The 21,988-nt window shown below is 62.2% G+C and carries 21 protein-coding genes; 11 read left to right on the top strand and 10 right to left on the bottom strand.

Annotation, left to right across the window (positions count from 1 at the left end; all coding sequences use genetic code 11):
- Positions 1-63 precede the first annotated feature (63 nt).
- From JQ641_RS14465 to JQ641_RS14495, 7 genes are all read left to right on the top strand, one after another.
- Positions 64-1,995 carry a potassium transporter Kup gene (locus JQ641_RS14465; RefSeq protein WP_211996618.1) on the top strand — a complete coding sequence of 644 codons (1,932 nt, stop codon included), beginning with the start codon at positions 64-66 and terminating at the stop codon, positions 1,993-1,995.
- Positions 1,996-2,059: 64 nt separating this feature from the next.
- On the top strand, positions 2,060-2,515 hold the full coding sequence (locus tag JQ641_RS14470) for a GNAT family N-acetyltransferase (RefSeq protein ID WP_211996619.1): 456 nt from the start codon (positions 2,060-2,062) through the stop codon (positions 2,513-2,515).
- 150 nt (positions 2,516-2,665) lie between these two features.
- A complete protein-coding gene (locus tag JQ641_RS14475; RefSeq protein WP_211996620.1) occupies positions 2,666-3,013 on the top strand; it encodes a rhodanese-like domain-containing protein in 348 nt (115 codons plus the stop codon).
- A 25-nt stretch (positions 3,014-3,038) separates the two neighbouring features.
- On the top strand, positions 3,039-4,208 hold the full coding sequence (locus JQ641_RS14480) for an aminotransferase (RefSeq protein ID WP_192740427.1): 1,170 nt from the start codon (positions 3,039-3,041) through the stop codon (positions 4,206-4,208).
- Between the two features lie 5 nt (positions 4,209-4,213).
- On the top strand, positions 4,214-5,320 hold the full coding sequence (locus tag JQ641_RS14485; RefSeq protein ID WP_211996621.1) for a polyamine ABC transporter substrate-binding protein: 1,107 nt from the start codon (positions 4,214-4,216) through the stop codon (positions 5,318-5,320).
- A 135-nt stretch (positions 5,321-5,455) separates the two neighbouring features.
- A complete protein-coding gene (locus JQ641_RS14490; protein ID WP_283815194.1) occupies positions 5,456-6,376 on the top strand; it encodes a threonine ammonia-lyase in 921 nt (306 codons plus the stop codon).
- Positions 6,377-6,542: 166 nt separating this feature from the next.
- Entirely contained in the window at positions 6,543-7,217 is a 675-nt protein-coding gene (locus tag JQ641_RS14495) for a hypothetical protein (RefSeq protein ID WP_211996623.1), read from the top strand.
- A gap of 336 nt (positions 7,218-7,553) precedes the next feature.
- On the opposite strand, the gene JQ641_RS14500 is transcribed toward JQ641_RS14495, so the two are convergent.
- The 9 genes from JQ641_RS14500 to JQ641_RS14540 all read right to left on the bottom strand — a co-directional run bounded on the left by JQ641_RS14500 (position 7,554) and on the right by JQ641_RS14540 (position 16,173).
- Positions 7,554-8,489, bottom strand: a complete 936-nt coding sequence (locus JQ641_RS14500) for a lipid A biosynthesis lauroyl acyltransferase (RefSeq protein WP_211996624.1) — start codon at positions 8,487-8,489, stop codon at positions 7,554-7,556.
- 82 nt (positions 8,490-8,571) lie between these two features.
- Positions 8,572-9,849: a beta-ketoacyl-ACP synthase gene (locus JQ641_RS14505; protein WP_192740422.1), complete on the bottom strand. Its 1,278-nt coding sequence runs from the start codon at positions 9,847-9,849 to the stop codon at positions 8,572-8,574.
- A gap of 103 nt (positions 9,850-9,952) precedes the next feature.
- A complete protein-coding gene (locus tag JQ641_RS14510) occupies positions 9,953-11,155 on the bottom strand; it encodes a beta-ketoacyl-ACP synthase (RefSeq protein ID WP_211996625.1) in 1,203 nt (400 codons plus the stop codon).
- Positions 11,148-11,621: a 3-hydroxyacyl-ACP dehydratase FabZ family protein gene (locus JQ641_RS14515; RefSeq protein WP_211996626.1), complete on the bottom strand. Its 474-nt coding sequence runs from the start codon at positions 11,619-11,621 to the stop codon at positions 11,148-11,150. The genes JQ641_RS14510 and JQ641_RS14515 overlap by 8 nt, the downstream gene beginning before the upstream one ends.
- Before the next feature lie 9 nt (positions 11,622-11,630).
- Entirely contained in the window at positions 11,631-11,924 is a 294-nt protein-coding gene (locus JQ641_RS14520) for an acyl carrier protein (protein ID WP_192740419.1), read from the bottom strand.
- Positions 11,925-12,104: 180 nt separating this feature from the next.
- On the bottom strand, positions 12,105-12,467 hold the full coding sequence (locus tag JQ641_RS14525) for a hypothetical protein (protein ID WP_211996627.1): 363 nt from the start codon (positions 12,465-12,467) through the stop codon (positions 12,105-12,107).
- 129 nt (positions 12,468-12,596) lie between these two features.
- Positions 12,597-13,175 carry a peroxidase-related enzyme gene (locus JQ641_RS14530; protein WP_211996628.1) on the bottom strand — a complete coding sequence of 193 codons (579 nt, stop codon included), beginning with the start codon at positions 13,173-13,175 and terminating at the stop codon, positions 12,597-12,599.
- A 189-nt stretch (positions 13,176-13,364) separates the two neighbouring features.
- Positions 13,365-14,051: a hypothetical protein gene (locus tag JQ641_RS14535; protein WP_211996629.1), complete on the bottom strand. Its 687-nt coding sequence runs from the start codon at positions 14,049-14,051 to the stop codon at positions 13,365-13,367.
- A gap of 376 nt (positions 14,052-14,427) precedes the next feature.
- A complete protein-coding gene (locus JQ641_RS14540; RefSeq protein ID WP_211996630.1) occupies positions 14,428-16,173 on the bottom strand; it encodes an ATP-binding protein in 1,746 nt (581 codons plus the stop codon).
- A 460-nt stretch (positions 16,174-16,633) separates the two neighbouring features.
- Between JQ641_RS14540 and JQ641_RS14545 the strand changes: the two genes are divergently transcribed.
- Complete coding sequence (locus tag JQ641_RS14545; RefSeq protein ID WP_502754958.1) at positions 16,634-18,478, top strand: putative bifunctional diguanylate cyclase/phosphodiesterase; 1,845 nt, start codon at positions 16,634-16,636, stop codon at positions 18,476-18,478.
- A gap of 42 nt (positions 18,479-18,520) precedes the next feature.
- Here the strand turns inward: JQ641_RS14545 and JQ641_RS14550 are convergent, their stop codons facing one another.
- Positions 18,521-19,540: a helix-turn-helix domain-containing protein gene (locus JQ641_RS14550; RefSeq protein WP_211996631.1), complete on the bottom strand. Its 1,020-nt coding sequence runs from the start codon at positions 19,538-19,540 to the stop codon at positions 18,521-18,523.
- A 552-nt stretch (positions 19,541-20,092) separates the two neighbouring features.
- Between JQ641_RS14550 and JQ641_RS14555 the strand changes: the two genes are divergently transcribed.
- The 3 genes from JQ641_RS14555 to JQ641_RS14565 are packed head-to-tail and all read left to right on the top strand — an operon-like array spanning position 20,093 to position 21,974.
- Complete coding sequence (locus JQ641_RS14555; protein WP_211996694.1) at positions 20,093-20,461, top strand: hypothetical protein; 369 nt, start codon at positions 20,093-20,095, stop codon at positions 20,459-20,461.
- A 23-nt stretch (positions 20,462-20,484) separates the two neighbouring features.
- Positions 20,485-21,468 carry a formylglycine-generating enzyme family protein gene (locus tag JQ641_RS14560; RefSeq protein ID WP_502754959.1) on the top strand — a complete coding sequence of 328 codons (984 nt, stop codon included), beginning with the start codon at positions 20,485-20,487 and terminating at the stop codon, positions 21,466-21,468.
- Positions 21,465-21,974: a hypothetical protein gene (locus JQ641_RS14565; RefSeq protein WP_211996632.1), complete on the top strand. Its 510-nt coding sequence runs from the start codon at positions 21,465-21,467 to the stop codon at positions 21,972-21,974. The genes JQ641_RS14560 and JQ641_RS14565 overlap by 4 nt, the downstream gene beginning before the upstream one ends.
- Positions 21,975-21,988 lie beyond the last annotated feature (14 nt).

Genomic DNA, 21,988 nt, shown 5'->3' on the forward strand with positions numbered 1-21,988 from the left:
GCGACAGGAGTATAGGCCTGCACTTCGTTATTGTGCAGTGCGGCAAAACCCGGGGCCTGTCCGATGTCATCCCAGATTGCGATTACCGCGGCGGAAGCGCCCGCGGCCAACGGGCATGGGGAAGCGCACTGCACCGCCGGCTTCAAGGCGCTGATGCTGGGCTGCATCGGCGTGGTCTATGGCGACATCGGCACCAGCCCGCTCTACGCGCTGCGCGGGGCCATTGTGGCCGCGAGCGGCAGCACAAGCAGCGCCGATCCTCAGGCGGTCCTCGGCGTTCTCTCGCTGATCCTGTGGGCGCTGGTCGTCGTGGTGACGCTGAAATACGTCGTCATCCTGCTGCGTGCGGACAACAACGGCGAAGGCGGAACGCTGGCGCTGATGGCGCTGGCGCAGCGCGGCGTCAGCAACAGCAAGGGCGCCGCCGCGATCGTACTGCTCGGGATCATCAGCGGCGCGTTGTTTTACGGCGATGCCGTGATCACGCCGGCGTTATCCGTGCTGTCGGCGATCGAAGGCATCAAGCTCGTCACTTCGACATTCGACCACTATGTCGTGCCGCTCACGGTGATCATTCTGATCGTGCTGTTCGCGGTTCAGTCGCGCGGCACCGCGCGGGTCGCCACGTTCTTCGGGCCGGTGATGTGCGTCTGGTTCGCGGTCATCGCGGTTGCCGCTCTGCCGCAGATCATGCGTCATCCCGAAGTGCTGCTGGCGCTCAACCCGTTCCATGCGGTTTCCTTCATGACCCATCATGGCGTGATCGGCTTCGTGACGCTTGGCGCGGTGTTTCTCGCCGTCACCGGCGCGGAAGCGCTCTACGCCGATCTCGGCCATTTCGGCAAACGGCCGATCCAGACCGCCTGGCTCTCCATCGTGCTGCCGTCGCTGGCGCTGAATTACCTCGGGCAGGGCGCGCTCCTGATCGGAGATCCCAAGGCCATCGAGAACCCGTTCTTCCTGATGTTCCCGGACTGGGCGCTGATCCCGATGGTGGCGCTTGCTACGCTCGCGACCGTGATCGCGAGCCAGGCCGTCATCACCGGCGCCTATTCGCTGACGCGCACCGCGATCCAGCTCGGCCTGATGCCGCGGTTTGAAATCCGCCACACCTCGGAGTCGCATTCCGGCCAGATCTACATTCCGCGCATCAATCTGCTGCTGTTCATTTCGGTGATTCTGCTAGTGCTGCTGTTCCGCTCCTCCAGCGCACTGGCCTCGGCTTATGGGATTTCCGTGACCGGGACCATGGTCGTCACGGCGATGATGGGTTTTGTCGTGATCTGGCGGGTCTGGAAATGGTCGGCGGTGGCGGCCGCCGCGCTGATCGCGCCGTTCCTGTTCCTCGATCTCACCTTCCTTGCGGCCAATCTGCTGAAGGTGTTCGAAGGCGGCTGGGTGCCGCTGGCGCTGGGCGGCATCGTGATGCTGCTGATGTATACGTGGCGGCGCGGCAGCCGGCTGTTGTTCGAGAAATCGCGCAAGCTGGAATTCCCGCTGGTCGAGCTGGCGGCGATGCTGGAAAAACGGCCGCCGCAACGGGTGCCCGGTACGGCGGTGTTCCTGACCAGCGACCCCGAGAGCGCGCCGACCGCGCTGATGCACAGCCTGAAGCATTACAAGGTGCTGCACGAAAAGAACGTCATTCTCACCATCGAAACCGCGCCGACGCCGCGGATCGATGATTCCGAACGGATCCGGATGGAGCAACTGAGCGAGACCTTCTCCACGATGACGCTGCGGTTCGGCTTCATGGAGCAGCCCAACGTGCCGCGAACGCTGGCGCTCGCCCGCAAGCTCGGCTGGCAGTTCGACATCATGGCGACGTCGTTTTTCCTGTCCCGCCGCGCGCTCAAGCCGGCCGCGCATTCGGGCATGCCGCGCTGGCAGGATCATTTGTTCATCGCGCTGAGCCGCAGCTCCAACGACGCCACCGACTATTTCCAGATCCCGACCGGGCGCGTGGTCGAGGTGGGAACGCAGGTGACGATCTAGGCGCTGCGATTTGCTATAACGTCCGCGCGCGAGACTCGCGTCCCGCCGCTGGATCACATGTCACATGGCTGCTGCTGCCATTCACCGCCTGGCTAAGTTCGACGATGCGGCGCTTCTGTTCGAGGTGCGGCGACGATCGATCCTTGAACTGGCGCCGCCTAAAATGCCGGTCGCGGACGCCGAGGCGTGGGCGAAGAAGCTCGCGCCTGCCGGAATGGAGCGGAAGCTGCGCGACCTGGAAATTTGGATTGCCGAACTGGATGGTGTCGTGGCCGGGTGGGGCGCCATCCACGGCGACGTCCTGGAGGGGCTGTACACGGCCCCCGAATATGCCGGGAAAGGCGTCGGCGCCGGGTTACTTGATCGGCTCGAAGCGCTGATGCGTGGACGCGGCTTTGAGGTGGTTCGCGCCGAAGCAAGCACAAATGCCAAGGGATTCTACCTGCGACGGGGGTACAGGGTGACCGGTCCGCAAACGCCGGTCGGGGCCTGGCCGATAGCAAGGCAACTTCTGCCCTGAAAACACCGCCGCGAGAGAATAAATGGCGCCATGCGCGGGGGCCGCGTGACCCCGTTTCGGTGGCCCATTAAACCGTTCGCAGCGCTTGATTTTCGCCGCGCCAGAGGCGAGTTTGGCGCCCGGCTGGCGGGCGGGACCCCTCAAAGCAGGATGTCGGGAGGATATTACGTGGCGGACCATCAGGTGCACGATTTGACGCCGGAAGATGTCGCAAAGGGGATGGCGGAGGGACGCTATCTGCTCGTCGACGTGCGCGAGCCGAATGAGGTCGCCGTGGAAGCCTATCCCGGCGGCGTGGTGGTTCCGCTGCAGTCGTTCGATCCGGCGGCCATTCCGGACCCCAAGGGCAAGCAGGTGGTGTTCGCCTGCCGCTCCGGCAAGCGCTCGGTGACGGCGTCACTGGCGGCGCAGGCCGCGGGGCTTCCCTATGACAAGCATTTGGCGGGCGGCATCATCGGCTGGAAGGCTGCGGGATTGCAGACCAAGGCCGGCGGCTGAGTTTTCCAGGGACTGCTTTGAAAAAATGACCTCCATGAACAAGGTCTTCGCCGACCTTCCCGTCACCGTCTTCGAGGCGATGTCGCAAGCCGCGCGCGACAACAACGCCATCAACCTCGGCCAGGGTTTTCCTGATGATCCCGGGCCTGAGGATATCAGGCGCGCCGCCGCGGACGCCTCGATCAACGGCTACAACCAATACCCGTCGATGATGGGTATTCCGGAACTGCGGCAGGCGATCGCCTCTCACTATGGACGTTGGCACGGCCTCTCGCTTGATCCGATGAGCGAAGTGATGGTGACGTCGGGCGGCACCGAGGCGTTGACGTCGTCCATTCTTGCCGTCGTCGAGCCCGGCGATGAGGTCGTCTGCTTCCAGCCGGTCTATGACAGCTACCTGCCGATCATCCGGCAGGCCGGCGGCATCCCGCGGCTGTTGCGCCTCGAGCCGCCGGACTGGCGGCTCAGCGAGGAGATGCTGCGCAGCGTCTTCAACCACAAGACCAAGGCAGTGCTGTTCAACAACCCGCTCAATCCGGCTGCCGTGGTCTATCCGCGCGAGGACCTCGAATTGCTGGCGAGGTTCTGCCAGGAGTTCGACACCATCGCGATCTGCGACGAGGTCTGGGAGCATGTTACCTTCGACGGCCGCGAGCATATCCCGCTGATCACGATCCCCGGCATGCGCGACCGCACCATCAAGGTCGGCAGCGCGGGCAAGATCTTTTCGCTGACGGGGTGGAAGATCGGCTTTGTCTGCGCCGCGCCACCGCTGCTGCGCGTGGCCGCGAAGGTGCACCAGTTTCTCACCTTCACGACGGCGCCCAATTTGCAGGCCGCCGTCGCCTACGGTCTCGACAAGCCGGCCGAGTATTTTTACGACATGCGCAAGGAACTGGCGCGGAGCAGGGATCGCCTGACCAAGGGGCTCGAGAGCATCGGCTTTCCTGTCCTGAAATCACAAGGCACTTATTTCCTGACCGTCGACCTGTCGCCGCTCGGACTCAACGAGACCGACGTGCAGTTTTGCCACCGCATCGTGAACGACTACAAAGTCGCGGCGATCCCGGTGTCGGCCTTTTACGAACAGGATGCCGTGACGTCGGTGGTGCGTTTCTGTTTCTCCAAGAAGGACGCCACGCTGGATACCGCGCTGGAGCGTCTGTCGGACGCGGTACACCGCCGGAAGAGGTAGACGAGATGCGCGAGCGGACCCGCAATGTCGTCGGTTTCATTGCCGCGGTTGCCGCGATCCTGTCGTTGTCGCCGGCGCGGGCTGAAGAGCGCACGGTCAATTTCTACAATTGGTCGAACTACATGGCGCCCGGCGTGCTGGAGGATTTCACCAAGGAAACCGGCATCAAGGTGGTTTACGACACGTTCGACGCCAACGAGACGCTGGAGACGCGGCTGCTCGCCGGAAAATCCGGCTACGACGTCGTCGTTCCCACCGGCTATTTCCTGCAGCGCCAGATCACGGCCAAGGTTTTCCTCAAGCTCGACAAGTCGAAACTGCCCAACCTCGCCAACGCCTGGCCGGTGGTGACGAACCAGCTCGCGACCTACGATCCCGGCAATAATTACGGCGCCAACTACATGTGGGGCACCACCGGGATCGGCTACAACGTCAAAACGGCGCAGAAGATTTTGGGCGCTGACGCCAAGATCGACAGCTGGGACATCGTCTTCAAGCCGGAGAACCTCGCAAAATTTAGGGATTGCGGCATCCACATGCTGGATTCCGCCGACGACATCCTGCCCGCGGCGCTGAGCTATCTCGGTATCGATCCGAACTCGACCAAGCAGGCCGATCTGGAAAAGGCAGCCGATCTCGTCGCCAGGATCAGGCCGTATGTCCGCAAGTTTCACTCGTCGGAATATCTGGGCGCGCTGGCGTCGGGTGAAATCTGCTTCGTGGTCGGCTGGTCGGGCGACATCATGCAGGCGCGCAGCCGCGCGGCGGAGGCCAGGAACGATGTCGAGATCGGCTACACCATCCCGAAAGAGGGCGCGCAGATGTTCTTCGACAATCTCGCGATCCCGGCCGACGCCAGGAACGTCGCGGAAGCCTATCAGCTGATCGACTACCTCTACCGCCCGGAGATCGCGGCCAAGAACTCGGATTTCCTGTCCTACGCCAACGGCAATCTGGCGAGCCAGAAGCTGGTCGATCCCAAAATCCTGGGCGACAAGAACATCTATCCGGATGAGGCGATCCAGAAAAAGCTGTTCGTGATCAACGCTCGCGATCCCGCGACCCAGCGCATCATCAACCGGCTATGGACCCGGGTGAAGACCGGGAAGTAGAATCTATCGGCACGATCGCGCGGCGAAATATTACGGGTCAGCCTTCACGAGAAAAGTCGGACCGTCACAACAGCTGATTAGACACAGATCTGAATTCGCCCGATAAGCGGCGATGTTCATTCGCATTTGCCGCTAATGCCTGGTCCTTTGGCCGTTCCGTCCCCCGGCGATCTCCAGTTCATTGCTCGCCACGCACTAAAGACTCCTTTGCGAACCTCGCCCGTGCTGGACGCGCAGGTCGGGCGGATGATCCACGTCAAGGATGAGACCGTTCAACGCAGCGGATCGTTCAAATTTCGCGGTGCCGTACTTGGGGTAGGAAACGCCGAGCGAGGTGTTGTTGCTGCCGGAGCCGGAAATTTTCCAATCGCGGTTGGTTTGGCGGCTCAGGTGCTCAACAAACCAGCCTGTCTGATGATGCCGAGCGACGCACCAGATCTCAAACGAGATCAGGCGCGGAAAACCGGAGCTGAGATAAAGCTCGCCGAGCGGTCGGAGTTGACTGCACGTGCGCAGATGGAAGCGCGAGGACGCGGTTGGCGTAACCTGCATGCCTTCGAAGATATCGAGATGATTGCGGGAAGCTATACGCTTGGTTCCGAGGTGGCAGCCGCCATTGAGGCGAGCAGTACTGCTTCCGATGCGGTGGTCGTGGCCTGCGGTGGTGGCGGACTGGCTGCGGGTGTGACTCTTGCGCTGCGGTCGCGGTCTATTTCCGCTGCGATCTATGTTGTCGAGCCGGCCACCCACCGACGATATGCCCGGGCACGCGAAGCGGGGATGCCGGTCCGGATCGAACCTTCAGGGGATACGATATGCGATGCGCTGCGCTCGCGTCAGATCGGGACGCGCGCATTCGAAATCCTGGAACGGTCGAACGTCCGGGTGTGTGCGGTCGATGACCAGCTTGTGCAGGGTGCAATGGCGCTGCTCCACGAGACATGCGGCATCCGGGCGGAGCCGAGCGGAGCGTTGGCGATGGGAGCGGTCCTCGCAGGCGCCATCGGCAGCGAGCATTCGCGCGTATGGGTCATTGCTTGCGGAGGAAACGTGTAGGGTGCCGTCGGTAATGGAGGGGATACACGTGCGTGGAAATACATGCCGTTGTCGGCAAGATTTTCCGGTGTGAAACTTCTTTCGCGGACAGGACACCAGCAGTTTCAGGCATTTCCGCTTGGCACGGTGATTGCTTCCACCCTTGTTGCTGCGGAAGGGTGTATCGATGATTACGAGTATGGCTGGTGCCGGGAGCTATTTGCGTCCCGCGCAAACCTTATCGACGACGGTGTTGACGCGGGCCGACGCGTTACCTGTGCCCGAGGCAGATGCAAGCTCGGAAAAAGCGAAGCCGGGTATTCCGGTTTCGGACCTGAAGCAGCTCGACACATCAGGACTGAAGGCCGTCTCGATCAAGGACCATCCCGAGCTGCGCGACCGGATGGCGATGATGTGGTTAGCGACGCAAGCCGCTAACGCCGCCGCCGCCACCGATGTGCCCGACAATGCGCCGCAAAACGTCTATGCGACCGTCAAGGTCAACGGCAAGATCGTTGCCACCCTCTATAACGGCGGGTCGTCGGTGATGACGAACGCCGCTGCGGCAACGGTCGGAGACCTGCAGGATCCGCCCGGCCTGAACGGTGGCCCTGATCTGGCGCAATCGCGCGCGGAACGTATCGCGAAGGCCGTAGGAGGAACGATCGAGAAGGCTTCCACAGCGATCACGCAATCCGCATGGCGGCCACGTCAGAGCGTATCGACAAGCTATACTCGCCAGCAATTGGATGCGGCCTTCGAGGGGATGCAGGCGGAAGGGCAGAAGGCCATCGCCCAGCGGCAGACGGGTTATTCAGTTCTGCAGGGGTCCGCCGGCGCCTATGCGGACATCAACGCCTGAGGCTGCCTGGGGCAATGCCGTAAGATCCCGGATTCTGCTGCGCTACTGTTGCCGGAACCCGAGGCAGATTCTATAGCTGCCGCCGGGAGCATCACATGACCAACATCCTCACGTTCTTTTCAACGCGCACGCTGCTGCAGATCATCTTTGTCCTGGGGGCGACCGTCGCGATGAAGGCGTGGAGCCTCGGTTTGGTGTTCGGCGGTTAAACAAGCTGTAGCCCGGATGAGCCAACGGGTCGCGCGAATGCGCGCCCGATGACAGGCTCCGCGATATCCGGGGCCGGTGTCGCAAAGTCCCGGATATCGCTTTCGCTCATCCGGGCTACGAAGCTGCCTACCGCCAGCGGCGGTGCAGCCACAGCCACTGGTCCGGATATTCGCGCACCCAGCCCTCGATGACGGAGGTCACGGCCTGCATCGTGCCGGCGATGTCGATCTGCCCCGATGCATCGCGCACCGGCTTGACCTCTTCGGAGAGTTCGGCGCGGAAGCGATGGTTGGGCAGGCGGATGATGCGCACCCCATGGATCGGGCATTCGACCTGACGCACCAGCCGCGCCAGCGTCGGATTGGCCTTGGTCTTGCGGCCGAAGAAGGTGACCTCGACGCCGTTGGTCAAATACTGATCGACCAGCATCGCGACGTGCTGGTTGTTTTGCAGCGCTTCGGCGAGCTTGAGCGGCGCCTCGCGGCCGGCCGGAATCAACGTGCCCATTTTGACGGCGCGGATCCGCTCGATCGCGCGATCGGCGGATTCGCTGTTGGGCCGCCGGAACAGGATCGCGCAATCGAGCCCGTGCGCGACGGCGCCGAGCGCCGGTATTTCCCAATTGCCGAGATGGCTCGCGAAGATGATGGCCGGCTTGCCGTCGTCCCGCAGCGTATCGAATATCTGCTTGGTCCGCGCGCCGAACTCGATCCGGCTCGGCTTGTCCGGATGATCGACGTCGTAATCCCAGATGTGATCGAGATGGGCAAATTCAGCGCCGATGCGGCCAAGATTGTCCCAGACGCCGGCCAGGATCTTCTCGATCTCTTCCGGTGATTTTTCCGGGAAGGCGGCCGTGAGGTTCTCGCGGCCGATACGCTCCTCACGCAGCCTGCGGCCGATGAAGCGCGTGACGCGGCCGAAGAAATTGGCGGTCTTGTCCGGATCGAAATAGCGCGTGGTGCGCAGCAGGGCGATCGTCAGCGCGCCCACGACGGCTTCCGTGGCCGGCTTGGCGGCGTCGCGCAGGCGCGCCTTGGTGCGTAGGAGCAGGCGGTTCATGGGGACTACGATAGCGTTTTCAAGCGAAGTGGATCCCGGTTCGCGTCAAGAAAACGCGTCAAAACAAGAGGCCACGCAGCTGCTAGGCCGGTTCACGCGTCAGGATCAGCGAGGCATTCTGCCCGCCGAAGCCGAACGAGTTAGACATCACGGCGGTGACGCGGGCGTCGCGCGCTTTGTTGGCGACGACGTCGAACAAAATGGCCGGATCCGGAACCTCGTAGTTGATGGTCGGCGGAATCCGCTGATGCTCGAGCGTCAGCAGCGAGAACACCGCCTCGACCGCGCCGGCGGCCGAAATCGTATGCCCGACCATCGACTTGTTCGACGACACCGGGATCTTGGGCAAATGATCGCCGAACACGACGGCGGTGGTGTTGTACTCCATCTTGTCGTTTTCCGGCGTCGCGGTGCCATGCGCGTTGATATGGTCGATCTGCTCCGGCTCGAGGCCGGCATCCGCCAGCGTCTTGCGCATGCAGCCGATGATCGGCTTGCCGTCGGGGCTGGAGCGGGTGCGATGGAAGGAGTCGGTCAGTTCGCCGCAGCCGGCGACGACGCCCAATATCCTTGCGCCCCGCGCCATTGCGGACTCATAGCTTTCCAGCACCATCGCGCCGGCGCCTTCCGCCATCACGAAACCGTCGCGGTTCTTGGAGAATGGTTTTGAAGCTGCTTGCGGCGGATCGTTCTGCGTCGATAGCGCCGACAGCAGCGAGAACCGCACCAGGGCTTCCGGATTGACCGAGCCGTCGGTTGCCACGCAAAGGGCCGCGTCGGCGTCGCCGCGGCGAATCGCTTCAACGCCGAGCTGGATCGCGGTCGCGCCGGACGCGCAGGCGGTCGAGAGCGAGATCGGCGAGCCCTTGGTGCCGTAGGTCTCGGCCAGATGGCTTGCCACCGAGCCGAACATGAAACGGTGATGGAACGCCGAGAACCGGCCGCCGCCGCTGACGCGCAGCATGTCCTCATAGCCGAAATCGGTCTTTCCGATCGCGCGCCCGAGTTCCAGCCGCTGCGGCCACTCGACCTCGACGGGCGCCACCGCGAGGAACAGCGGCCCGGGAAAGTCGGCCTTACCACCGATGGCGGCCTGTTCGAGCGCTTCCTCGGTCGCCAGTTTGGCCAGCTGCTCGGTCAGCCCCGTCGAGGAGACCGGATCGACACTGACGAAGTCGACCGTGCCGGCCATCGTCGACTTCAGGCCGTCGATCGGAAAGCGCGTCACGGTGCGAATGCCGGATTCGCCCGCGGTCAGCCTGGTCCAGTTGTCCTTCTTGCCGGCGCCAAGCGACGTCACGACGCCCATGCCGGTGACGACGACGATCGGCCTGCCGAATTTATCGCGTGGTGCTGACATGTTTCCCCCGTCGATGCTGCGCCGCAACTGCAAGCGCTCGCGCGCTCATTTCATGGTCTCGGCGTGATCCCGCCTGAACAGCGATGTGGTTCCGGATCACGCGCTACTTGATGGCCTCGACCAGCGCCATGCCTTCGCCCTGCCAGTGACCGGCCCCGAGCACCACAATCTGGTCCGGCACACCAGGCTTTTCAACCTCGAGCCCGGTCGGATCGTTGGGCGGAAACAGCGCGCCGCGCGACAGCGACAGTGCCGCCAGCGCCAGTCCGAGCGGAAACTGGGTTTCCAGCGTGTGGCCGAACATCGTCCCGGTCGCGCGCACGGCAAAGCCGGGATGCTGGCGCAGGAATTCCTTTTCTTCCGACGTTACCGGTCCGACGCCGGTGGCGCCGGTAATCAGGTTGCCGGTATCGCCGGTGACGCCGAGTTTCGGCCACAGCGCTTCCAGCGATTTTGTCACCGCGCCGGGTTGCTTGCGCTGGGCGAGGTCGGCGACCACCTTGGTCAGCCGGGCGTAGGGCTTGGCGCCGCGGGCTTCGGCGTGCTCGCGGGATTCCATCACCAGGAAGCATCCGGCGGAGCCGAGCGCGAAACCGCCTTTGTCGTCGCGCTGCCACACCGGAGCGTACTTCTCGGTCAGATTGAAGTCGCCGAATTCATAGAGGATGAGCAGATCGGGGCGCTCGCCATTATGCGCGGCGCCGACCAGTGCGATCTCGCTCTGTCCGGATTCGATTCGTGCCAACGCGATCCGCGCCGCATCGATGGAGGCTGCTTCCTCGCCCATGAAGGTGCGCGAGGTTCCGGACACGCCATGGACGATGGCGATGTTGCCGGCGAGCAGGTTGGAGAGCTGGGCCAGAAACAACGTCGGCCGCAAATCATTCATCAGCCGTTCGTTGAGGAAGGCCGGACTCGAATTGCCCTTGGCGTCGGCGTTCATGATCGCCAGGTCGACGGCAATGTCGCGCTCGCCGCCGCCGGCAGCCACGATCATGTCCATCCGTCCCAGGATTTCCTGGTTGCCTTTGACGCCGGCGGAATCCAGCGCCAGCCCGGCGGCATAGGTGCCGATGCGCTGCCAGGCTTCCATTTGGCGCTGGTCGCCCTTTTTCGGGATCTGGGCGTCGAAGCTGACCGGGGCGAGGGGATGGACGATGTAAGGCGCGAAGCGCTTGTCGTCGACATTGATGCGCTTCTGGTTCAGCGCATCCCAATGCGCGTCCAGTCCCTCACCGAGCGAGGACACGATGCCGATGCCGGTGATCCAGACTTCCTTGGCACCCGATGCCGTGGGTTCAGTCATGCTTCAGCACCTGCATGGGGAACCCGATCTTTTCGGCCATCGCATCCATGTGGACGCGAAACGCAGGGTCGGGGAATGGGGTAAGGCCAAAGGTTATTTCAGCGCTGCACTTCAAGTCCTTGCCGATGCGGCCCTTGGCCTTGGTGACCGCAAAGCCGGAACCTTCGTGCTCGACCTTGGCTTCGATCGTCAGCAACTGACCGGGGCTGACGAAACCCCGCATCTTGGCTTCCTTGACGATGGCCAGGAACGGCATGCGCTCGAACTTCAACACGCCGAGCAAAAGCCAGCCCGAACTCTGCGCCATCGCTTCGGTCAGCAAGACGCCGGGCATGATTGGAAAGCCGGGGAAGTGCCCCTCGAAAATGGTGTGCTTTTCCGGAACCTGGGCTTCGACCACAATCGTCCGTTCGCCGAGATTGAGGTCGACGATACGGTCGATCAGCTTGAAATAATCAAGGTCCATGGTGGGCGGTTACGCGCCCGTGCCCGCGTTCTTGGCCGCGACCAGTTCGTCGATACGATCGGCGAGGTTCTTCAGCACGAAGTACTGTTCGGTCGTGGCCTTGCCGTCGTTGACCTCCTGGGTCCATTTTTCGAGCGGCATCTTGATCCCGAACGCCTTGTCGATCGCAAAGGCGATGTCGAGAAAGTCCAGGCTGTCGATGCCCAGATCGTCGATGGCGTGACTCTCCGGCTTGATCGTGTCGCGCGGAATGTCGCAAGTCTCGGCGATAATGTTGGCGATCTGATCGAATGTAGAAGACATCATTAAGCCTTTGATATACTGGAGATAAATCCGGGACGGCTAGGAGGAGGCGGGCGCGGCGTTTTACCCCCGGCCGGAGTCGAGAGCCCGTATATCGGAGCGCAGCCTTGAGTTCAATGGAGGTTGGCAACCCCACCGTGGACCGATTTATAGGCAAAAACGGCCGTTTAGGCCTGCCTTCTAACTGTGCGGCATCACGGAAATCCGGGCGCAGTCCCGGCGTCCCATCAGCACGCAATCCTGAGTCTTGCGCAGATCGGCAATGCTGACCGCGAGCCAGATCCCGATCGCCGTCAGCGCCACGGTAAAGGACAAGGCGGCGACATTGGCCAGCATGCGATGGCGGAAGTCGTCCGGCTCGTCACGGGACCGTTCGTAGCGGGACAGATCGTTTGCCGCCGGTTGGGCATTGGTCGGGGCGGGCGGCTGGGCATTGGCCGCGGCAGGGTCGTCCCGCCGGCTGGGGGGATGGGCCGAGGTGCGCGGCCGGAATTTGACCACGACGTGCTCGTCATCCCTTTGTATGGGCAGCTGGGGCTTCACTGCAGTCGGTCCGCAAGGTTGTGGTCCTGTTTAGCATGCCGGCCGTGCTTCCAACATAAAATGTTGGTGCGCATCCACGCAGGCCCATCCCCGCAGAGTCTCATGGAACCTGCGCATGACGACCGCGGGCTATTTCGGCAGCCGCCCCATCATGTAGAACTCGTCGTTCGGCCGCATCGCGGTGACGTTGGCCAGCCGGTTCGACAGGGCAAAGAACGCGGAGATCGCCGTGATGTCCCAGATGTCGTCGTCGGAGAATCCGTGGCCGGCGATCTCGGCAAAATCCTGTTCGGAAACCGTGTTCGCCTCCTGGCTCACCTTCATGGCGAAGTCGAGCATGGCGCGCTGGCGCGGGGTGATGTCCGCCTTGCGGTAGTTGACGGCGATCTGGTCGGCGATGACGGGGTTCTTGGCCCGGATGCGCAGGATCGCGCCGTGGGCGATCACGCAGTAATGGCACTGGTTGGCGCTGGACGTCGCCACCACGATCATTTCGCGCTCGGCCTTGGAGAGGCCGCTGTCCTTTTCCATCAGCGCATCATGATAGGCAAAAAACGCGCGGAATTCGTCGGGGCGGTAGGCCAGCGTCAGAAAGACGTTGGGAACGAAGCCCGATTTCTCCTGCACGGTGAGGATACGGCTGCGGATATCTTCCGGCAGTTTGTCGAGGGCGGGCGTCGGGAAGCGTTTTGCGGCTGGCTGGGTCATGAAGAAATCCGGTTCGGCCACGAGATGCGGTGAACCGAAACCTTAGTCCAAGGCCGCGTCGGCGCAAAGTAGGTTTGAGGTTTGCGTGGATCTGCCTCGGCGATGAAGTTGCGCCATAGCCGGTCATGTCGGCAAGTACGCCGAACCGCCGGCTTCGGCACCGGCTTTTGCTGTCAACCATCAACGATACTATCGCTTCCGCCAAGATGCGATTTCATCTTTAAGGTCGGGATCGTTCGCCAATTCGGCGATTGCCTGCTTCGCCAGCGGGTTCTTGTCCCTGCGCTTTTTCAAAGCCGACAACAGCAGCACGCGGCTTTTGCCTTGCTTGGGATCTTTGGCGATCGCGATCAGCTCCTCCAGCGTCTCGTCCGTGACCGCGACCGATAGCGCACAAGCCAGGCCATCCTTCGCACCGAGCCGGAATTCCTTGGTATCACCCGGCCCCTTGATGCCCCAACCAATTGGGGCCTTGCGGTATTCCTCGACCAGCATCGGCCACGCCTTACGAACTTCCGCTTCGGGAACAGCTAAAGAGCGAGCAATGGTTTCCCTAAACACATCCGAGTATGGCATCTGTAGATGCTTCAAAAGAACAGGAATAGCCGCCTCGTATCTTTCAGCCACAGCAATCAAATCGCCTACCGATTGAATCTTCAATCCGGCTGTCTGTAGCTCCGCAAAAAGGGGAGCAGCCTCCGCGCGAATTCGGGCGACACTCGCTAAACGTTCCTGTTCTCGTGCCTTGTTGATTTCGCGCAGTCGAGCCATTTCATCATCGGTCAACTTCAGCCGCACGAAATCATCTGCCGTCAACCGTTCTAGCGCTTCGGTTGTCAACGGCGCTCGCATCGACGTTTTTTTCGTAGTCATCATGGGATATGCAAATGGTTGATCTGGCCGCTGTCGATTGCGTTCTGCAATGGCCCTGACGAAGTTGTATTCGACCGCGAGCAGGGGTTGAATCGAAAACCTAGGCTTTGGGCATAGTCCGAATAAAGGGAACGCTTGGTCAACCGCTCGACCCGAGCGAAAAAGCGACCGTCAGGCATTTGCTTTTTATCCGCACCGTAGTGCCGATCATTTGCCCGACGTGTCAAAATGTTTTTGTGGGTCAGCATCCATGCCAGCGAACCCCTTTGTTTCCATAGGGTTCCTTTCTTTGCATGGGGTTGTTTTCGATATTTTAGTTTGGAGGGCACCGGGTCGGCCTTTCGGCTGTCCCGATCAGCCCGCATGCCGCCGCAGCCCCTCAGCGCAGCGGCTTCTTCAACAGCGAGAAGCGGTCGGGATCCAGGCCCAGCGACGGCTGCAGCATCGGCGCTTCGACAGAACGCGGCTCCAGCGTTCGTGCGGCGGGCCGTTCGTTGATCATGGGATCGTTGGGAACGTCGCGATGCGAGGTCGCGCCGCGCCAGCGGTCCAGCACGGCGCTGACGAAATGCATGTCGTGGCCGGCGGCGACCGACGGTGCGGTCGCAATCGTGGCCTCGCTGCGCGGCAGTTGATGGATCGGCACTTCCTTGAAGCGCAGCCGCGTCGGCAGCGCCACGCCTTCGCCGAACGCCAGCACTTCGCGGGTGCCGAGCGAGGGCACGAACGACAACAAATTGGCGGCGGCGTCCGAGACGGCCGAGCGCAGCAGCGCCTGGTCGCGGTCGTTGGCAAGGCGCATCGCAAACAGCGTGTTGCACTGGGAGATGATGGTGGCGTCGAGTTCGGCCGGACGCTGCGTGACGAGGCCGAGATAGACGCCGTATTTGCGGCCTTCCTTGGCGATACGCGAGACCGCCTTGCGGGTCGGGCCGAAGCCGATATTGCGGTCGGCGGCGGCGTAGCGATGCGCCTCTTCGCAGACGAACAGCAGCGGCGAGACGCCGTCGCTCCAGAGGCCGAAATCGAACGCCATGCGGCACAGCACCGACACCACGGAATCGACGACTTCGGCGGGGAAGCCGGCGAGCTGCATGATGGTCATCGGCCGGCCATTGGCGGGCAGGCGGAACAGGTGGCTGATGACCTCAGCCATGGTGTCGCCGCCGACATTGGCGTTGTCGAACATGAACGCGTAGCGCGGGTCGTTGCGCACGGTTTCGATGCGCGAGATCAGCTTGTGATAGATGATGCGCGACGAGCGATTTTCCAGCTTGCCCATCCGCTCGTCGATCAGCGAAATCAGATCGACCAGGCGATACGGCACCGGCGTATCGACGGTATAGCCGATCGCCTTGGGATCGATCCGCTTCAGGCCGACGCGGTCGGCGTTCTGGTACTGGGTGTAGATGCCCTTCGCCATTGGAATGACTTCGGCGAGAATATCGAGCTCTTCGGGCACGCCGGGGCGGCCGGCGAACAGGACGTCGACGATCTCCTCGAAATTGAACAGCCAGAACGGCAGTTTCAGGTTCCGCGGGTTGAGCACCAGCGCCCGGTCGCCGAAGCAGCGGCCGTATTCGTTGTGGACGTCGAGCAGGAAGATGCGCAGGTTCGGCCGCGATTTGAGGATTTCGTTGAGCAGCAGCGACACGCCGGTCGACTTGCCGACGCCGGTGGAGCCGAGCACCGCGAAATGCTTGGAGAGCATTTCCTCGACGTCGACATAGGCGATGACGGAGCGGTCCTGTTGCAGCGTGCCGACATTGATCTGATCCGAACCGGTCGGGGCATAGACCGTGCGGAGTTCCTGATTGGTGATCAGCTCGACGGCATCGCCGATGGTCGGATAGTTGGTGACGCCGCGCTGGAATTTCGGACGATCGCCGCCGAGGATTTCGCCGAGCAGGTCGACGCCCGCGCTGGCAATGTAATTATCGGAGCTCGGCAGATCTTCGCAGGTTACGTCGGTGATCATGGCGACGATGGTGGAAGTTGCGCAGCGGATGCTGATGAAGCGGCCGACAGTGGCGCGTACTTCCGAGGTAGCCATCTGGCTTACCGCAAGAAGTCCGACCCGGGCGAGGGAGCCGCGCACCGAAATCACACGTCCGAAGGATGTCACGATGTTGAACCTGGCATGTCATGAGATTGGTCTGGCCGCATTATGGGCGGCCGGGACTAGCGAAACGGTTAAACCGGCGTGGTTCCAGATTGGCTAAATCTGTTGCATCCCGGTCAGGCTTCGTTTTGCAACAGGCGCCTGCCATGGCCAAACACGCCAGTTGTGCAGCAAAATCAGTGCTTTTTTGCATTTGTGCGCGCGCGTGCGATTGGCTCCGGATTAATCATTCGTTTACCACATCGGGGAGAGGCTGGATTTGATCGGGCCGGCAACGTCCGGTACCGGACTCGAGATCAAGTATCAGTCCGCGTATCGCGGTAACCGATTGCTAACCGCATGTTGTAACCCGCCTTCCATTTGTCGTGCGTAACGATGTCACGCTGGGACGGACCAGGTGACTTTCGATAGCGGCCATTACATGCCGGGCGATTCTGCGAATCCTGTAGAGAGAACCGGGACGGTGAGGCGCCTGGCGCTTTGTGCTGTCCTGATCGCCGTGGCGATTTCGGCTGGCGTGGCGACATCGGCGTGGGAGCTTCGCGAACGCGTACTGCTTGCCCTCGTCGCGATCCTCGCACTCGTCGTCGCTCTACTGCTGAGGCGCCATCGATTGTCCGAGCAGCGGCTCGCGACCGAACGGCGCCAGCTCACCGTTGCCGTGAACAATATTCCGCAAGGTCTTGTTCTCTATGACGCATCGGCGCGTATCGTTATTTGCAACCAGCCCTATATTGATATGTTTGGCCTGTCGCCGGATGTAGCGAAACCCGGCTGCACGATGCATCGCTTGATCGAACACCGCAAAGAAACCGGATCCTTTGACGGCGATGTCGACGCGTTCTGCAATGCCATCATCCGCACCGTGTCGCTCGGCAAAGCCACGCGGCAACTCACGGAAGCGCCGGGCGGCAGGGCGATCGAGATCGTCAACCGGCCGCTGAGCGCGGGCGGCTGGGTGGCCACGATCGAGGACATCACCGAGCGCACCCGCGCGGACGAGAAAATCGCCCATCTGGCGCATTATGACGGGCTGACCGACCTGCCCAACCGGCTGCTGTTTCGCGAGCGACTGGAACAGGCGTTGAAGGCGGTCCGACCGGGCGAACAGCTGGCGGTATTCTATATCGACATCGACGAATTCAAGAGCGTTAACGATGCCCTCGGCCATGCGATCGGTGATGAGTTACTCAAGGGCGTGGGCGAACGGCTGCGCTTGTGCCTGAAGGAAACAGATGTCGCGGCGCGGCTGGGCGGTGACGAGTTTGCCGTGATTCAAACCGGTATCAAGAAACAGGCGGAAAGCATTCAACTTGTTGAAGGAATTTACGCGGCGATCAGGGCGCCGTTCGAGTGCGCGGGCCACCTGATCACGACAGATGCCAGCATCGGCATCGCGCTCGCCTCCGGCGACGGGCTCGATCTCGACCAGTTGCTCCGGAACGCGGACCTCGCGCTGTACGGCGCCAAAGGCGACGGACGGCGGACCTACCGCTTCTTCGAGGTCGGTATGGACGCCCGCGCCAAGGCGCGACGAGTCCTGGAACTCGAATTGCGTCAGGCGATATCCGATGGCGGGCTCGAGGTCTATTATCAGCCGGTGCTCAATCTCGAGGACGGCAAGGTTTCCTCCTGCGAGGCGTTGCTGCGATGGCGCCACGCCGAACGCGGCATGATTTCACCGGCGGAGTTCATTCCGGTCGCGGAAGAGACCGGCCTGATCAACGAACTCGGTCACTGGGTGCTCAACACGGCGTGCGCCGAGGCTGCCAACTGGCCGGCGGAGATCCGCGTCGCGGTCAACGTCTCACCGGTTCAGTTCCGGAGCCAGACGCTGGCGCTCAACGTGGCGGCGGCCCTTGCTGCCTCGGGCCTCGCCGCATCCAGGCTCGAGCTCGAGATCACCGAGGCGGTGCTGATCCGCGACGACGACGGCGCGCTTCAGATGCTGCATCAGTTGCGCAAGCTCGGGGTACGCATTGCGCTGGACGATTTCGGCACCGGCTATTCCTCGCTGAGCTATCTGCAGCGGTTTCCATTCGACAAGATCAAGATCGACCGCTCCTTCATCAGGGATCTGGCCAGCGCAGGCGCCTCGTCGTCGATCGTCCAGGCGGTGGTGAACATTGCGGCCGCAAGCGACATGACGACGACAGCGGAAGGCGTCGAGACCGAGCAGCAACGAAACCTGCTGTACATTCTCGGCTGTACCGAGATACAGGGATTTCTGTTCAGCCCCGCGATAACAGCCGTGGACATTCGGCGGCTGTTGCTCTCGCACCGCGGCAAGGTGGTATCGGCGGCGTGAGTCGCCGGATTTGACGCCAGCCGATTTCGCGGAAGCGATCGGTTAGTTGGTGTTAATCCCGACCGGATCAGGTTCGGACAAATTTTTATCGATCGTCTTGCGCGCGCGGAACCCGCGGCCGCCAAGCGTTTCCGATGGATACTCCCCGAACAGCGAGTGATAATAGTGAGAAAAGCGTCCAAGCTCGATGAAGCCGTGCCGGATCGCCACCTGCGCGACGGTGACCGCCGCAGGATCGCTTTCCCTCAGAACGGAATGAATGGCGCAAAGCCGCTTGTGACGCAGGAACGATATCGGTCCCAAACCGAAAACGTCGTAGAATGCGCGATGCAGAGTCCGTCGCGACACGTTGAGATGGGCGCAGATTTCGGAAACATGGACGGGGCGGAGGCCGGCGGCTTCGAGATACTCGTCGACTTTCCCGACCAGTTGCGTCGCCGAGGGCAAAAGCCCTCTGGTGTCAGGCGGTAGCGATTGCACGATGGTTCCGCTCACGGCGTCGATGATCGAGCGCTTCCAGAAATCGGCGACGGTGTCGGACAAGGCGGTCTGCTGACGCGCCAGACGGGAAATGATCAGCGGCAATCGCCGTGTCGCCGCCATGCCGATCGAAGGGTCTGCCTGATAGACGTTCTTGTTGAGCCACGCGGCGGGGTCGCTCAATCTTGCTTCGCCCCTGAACAGCGACGGGACCTCGGCAAGATCGAGACGGATCGCGGCATAGGCCGCGGCGCCATGGAAAATTCCGTCATGCTCGGTACTGGGGGGCATGATCAGAACGTCCGCCGGACGCATATCGAAGGACCAGTGGGTAACCCGGTCGTCGGCATTGAGCAGCATCCCGATAACGAGCTTGTCGTCGGTCGAAACGCGTTGGGTTCGAACGCCCACCGAGAACGAACCGATGCTGAGCGAGAAGTCTCCGATGCCGACGTGACTGAGTGAGCCTCGAAACTTTCCACGGCCGAGTTGTGTCACCTCGACATGCGATCCTTTGATCGCGTTGTGAAGGCCTTCGAAGCTGTCCAGACTGGAGGTGTTGACCGCCAGGTGCCCGCTCATGTTTTGGCATCCCCATTCGATGCCCCGTCCCCGACTCGATCTAGCCACAACTCTTGCGCGCTCACAATGAATTTCGTCGGTTTCGCTGTTGCAAGAAGGCTCGCGCGACGCTTGCGGTCGTGATGAGAATCTTTGTCTAAAGTTTTGAATAGAACGGCATGCAGTTCGATCGATGCATTGATGGGTTTGCGAAGGTCTCCATTAAGGCTGAGGTTGCGCCTTTGCAGATTGGCACAAACTGCACATCACATGGCTTCGAGATTCATCTAGCCTGCGTGAGCGCCAATGCTTCGCGTCTCGTAAGCCTTTGAAGAGGCGGAGACTGTGCGCCAATCCGCCGCGCACGACAATTGCGCGGAAAAGGGAAGAGGGGCTGACTGATCTACGTCTGCCGTGCGCAACCACGAGGCGAGCGGCTGCAATAAGAAAAAAGGGCCGCCAATGCGCTCAACAAGAACCCGCTTCATCGATCTGGCTAACGCTCCCAACGGAATGCTCTGCGCGCTAGCCTTCACAACCTGCCTTGCCCTGACGCCTTCACCGGCATCGGCGATGATGGTAGCGCCCTCCAGCTTTCAGCAACAGCAACTCAAGCACGACAATCTGGTGACCGAAGTCCGCGCGCGAGCCGGTGGCTCGGTGCGCCGGACAACTGTCGTCGGTCCGCGTGGCAACGCGGCCAGCCGGACCGTGGTCCGCGGCGGCGCGGTCGTGCGTCCCGGTGTTGCGCGCCCCGGCGGCTGGGTGCGTCCCGCCCATTATTCCTGGCGTCCGGGCGGCGCGATCGCCGCCGGTGCGGCGATCGGATTCGTCGCCGCAGCCTCCGCCGCAGCCTATGCCGGCTCACCGCCGGCGCCGGGTTACTGCTGGTACTACTCCGATCCGAGCAAGACGCAGGGCTTCTGGGACGTTTGCCCGTAACCGCGCACGTCAGGAGTTGGGCCATGACGCTGCTGCAAACCGACATCCGGCAGGGCGACACGCCGTCGGAAGATGGCCGGACCGCCGACATGGTCCGCATTCCCGGCGGCACATTCCGAATGGGCTCCGACAAACATTATCCTGAGGAAGCGCCGGTACATCGCGTGACGGTGGACGGCTTCTGGATCGACCGCACGCCGGTGACCAATCGACAGTTCAAGCGGTTCGTGATCGAGACCGGGCACAAGACCTTTGCCGAAATCCCGCCCGATCCGAAGCATTATCCTGGGGCCCTGCCGCACATGCTGTATGCGGGTTCTCTCGTGTTCGAGCGGCCGCACTCGACCTATGATTTGCGCGACTGGAGCCAGTGGTGGTCGTTCATGAAGGATGCCAACTGGCGGCATCCGTACGGGCCCAGGAGCAACATCAACGTCCTGAACGATCACCCCGTCGTCCATGTGTCTTACTCGGACGCGCTGCTCTATGCGCGATGGGCGGGTAAGGACTTGCCGACCGAAGCCGAATGGGAGTTCGCGGCGCGCGGCGGGCTCGATGGCGCCGAATTCGCGTGGGGCGACGCGCTTACTCCCGATGGCGTGCATATGGCCAATACCTGGCAGGGCGAATTCCCGCTGCACAATCGCCATGAGGATGGCTACGAGCGCACCTCGCCGGTGACGACGTTTCCGCCGAACGGTTACGGCCTGCACGACATGATCGGCAATGTCTGGGAATGGACCTCGGACTGGTACTCGCCCCGACACGAAGCCGACGCGCCAAAGGCGTGCTGCATCCCCGAGAATCCGCGCGGAGGGCGGGAGGAGGGCAGCTACGACCCCCGCCAGCCGAACATCAAGATCCCGCGCAAGGTGATCAAGGGCGGCTCGCATCTGTGCGCACCGAATTATTGCCGCCGCTATCGCCCGGCGGCGCGACATGCCGAGGCGATCGATACCTCGACCAGCCATCTTGGGTTCCGGTGTGTGGTGAGGGACGTCAAATGACATCAGCTCCGACCTCGGCGTTTGCGCGTGCCCTGACCTGGCTCGCCGTTGCGCTGTCGGTCGTGCTGCTGGTCCTTGGGATCACCTGGTACGGATGGTCGGCCGAAATCCATCGCCGGTTCTGGGCGGACATCTTCGAACGCATCCATGGTCCGATGACGTTCCGCTTCTGTCTGCAGCCGGTGATGGCCGCGCTGGCGGCGCTGCCTGATGGCATCAGGGATGCGCGGCTCGGTCACAAATCATTCTTCTGGTCGGCGTGGTGGGACAACAACGCGTCTGCGGGACGATTGCGCGAGGGCGCGATCTCCACGGCGCGGGTCGTGCTGCTCGGGCTCAGCATGGACATGATCTATCAGTTCAAGGTGCTCGATCGCTTCTACCCTGCGGAAGCGTTGATGATGGCGATCCTGCTCGCGGTCATCCCTTACTTCATCTTTCGATGGATCGTCGAGCGCGCCGCCATCTGGTGGTTCGCGCGAAAGGGTACCGGCGCGTTGCTGTAGTTCAGAGGCGTTCA

It is taken from the genome of Bradyrhizobium sp. JYMT SZCCT0180, assembly GCF_018130165.1.
GTDB lineage: Bacteria > Pseudomonadota > Alphaproteobacteria > Rhizobiales > Xanthobacteraceae > Bradyrhizobium.

What these genes read in the sequence shown, in the direction of transcription:
- JQ641_RS14530 (WP_211996628.1), bottom strand. Translation starts at nt 13,175, where the DNA reads ATGACCCAGCCAGCCGCAAAACGCTTCCCGACGCCCGCCCTCGACAAA.
- JQ641_RS14490 (WP_283815194.1), top strand. Translation starts at nt 5,456, where the DNA reads ATGCCTGGTCCTTTGGCCGTTCCGTCCCCCGGCGATCTCCAGTTCATT.
- JQ641_RS14465 (WP_211996618.1), top strand. Translation starts at nt 64, where the DNA reads ATGTCATCCCAGATTGCGATTACCGCGGCGGAAGCGCCCGCGGCCAAC.
- JQ641_RS14480 (WP_192740427.1), top strand. Translation starts at nt 3,039, where the DNA reads ATGACCTCCATGAACAAGGTCTTCGCCGACCTTCCCGTCACCGTCTTC.
- JQ641_RS14555 (WP_211996694.1), top strand. Translation starts at nt 20,093, where the DNA reads ATGATGGTAGCGCCCTCCAGCTTTCAGCAACAGCAACTCAAGCACGAC.
- JQ641_RS14485 (WP_211996621.1), top strand. Translation starts at nt 4,214, where the DNA reads ATGCGCGAGCGGACCCGCAATGTCGTCGGTTTCATTGCCGCGGTTGCC.
- JQ641_RS14495 (WP_211996623.1), top strand. Translation starts at nt 6,543, where the DNA reads ATGATTACGAGTATGGCTGGTGCCGGGAGCTATTTGCGTCCCGCGCAA.
- JQ641_RS14505 (WP_192740422.1), bottom strand. Translation starts at nt 9,849, where the DNA reads ATGTCAGCACCACGCGATAAATTCGGCAGGCCGATCGTCGTCGTCACC.
- JQ641_RS14520 (WP_192740419.1), bottom strand. Translation starts at nt 11,924, where the DNA reads ATGTCTTCTACATTCGATCAGATCGCCAACATTATCGCCGAGACTTGC.
- JQ641_RS14510 (WP_211996625.1), bottom strand. Translation starts at nt 11,155, where the DNA reads ATGACTGAACCCACGGCATCGGGTGCCAAGGAAGTCTGGATCACCGGC.
- JQ641_RS14565 (WP_211996632.1), top strand. Translation starts at nt 21,465, where the DNA reads ATGACATCAGCTCCGACCTCGGCGTTTGCGCGTGCCCTGACCTGGCTC.
- JQ641_RS14475 (WP_211996620.1), top strand. Translation starts at nt 2,666, where the DNA reads ATGTCGGGAGGATATTACGTGGCGGACCATCAGGTGCACGATTTGACG.
- JQ641_RS14515 (WP_211996626.1), bottom strand. Translation starts at nt 11,621, where the DNA reads ATGGACCTTGATTATTTCAAGCTGATCGACCGTATCGTCGACCTCAAT.
- JQ641_RS14535 (WP_211996629.1), bottom strand. Translation starts at nt 14,051, where the DNA reads ATGATGACTACGAAAAAAACGTCGATGCGAGCGCCGTTGACAACCGAA.
- JQ641_RS14500 (WP_211996624.1), bottom strand. Translation starts at nt 8,489, where the DNA reads ATGAACCGCCTGCTCCTACGCACCAAGGCGCGCCTGCGCGACGCCGCC.
- JQ641_RS14560 (WP_502754959.1), top strand. Translation starts at nt 20,485, where the DNA reads ATGACGCTGCTGCAAACCGACATCCGGCAGGGCGACACGCCGTCGGAA.
- JQ641_RS14470 (WP_211996619.1), top strand. Translation starts at nt 2,060, where the DNA reads ATGGCTGCTGCTGCCATTCACCGCCTGGCTAAGTTCGACGATGCGGCG.
- JQ641_RS14550 (WP_211996631.1), bottom strand. Translation starts at nt 19,540, where the DNA reads ATGAGCGGGCACCTGGCGGTCAACACCTCCAGTCTGGACAGCTTCGAA.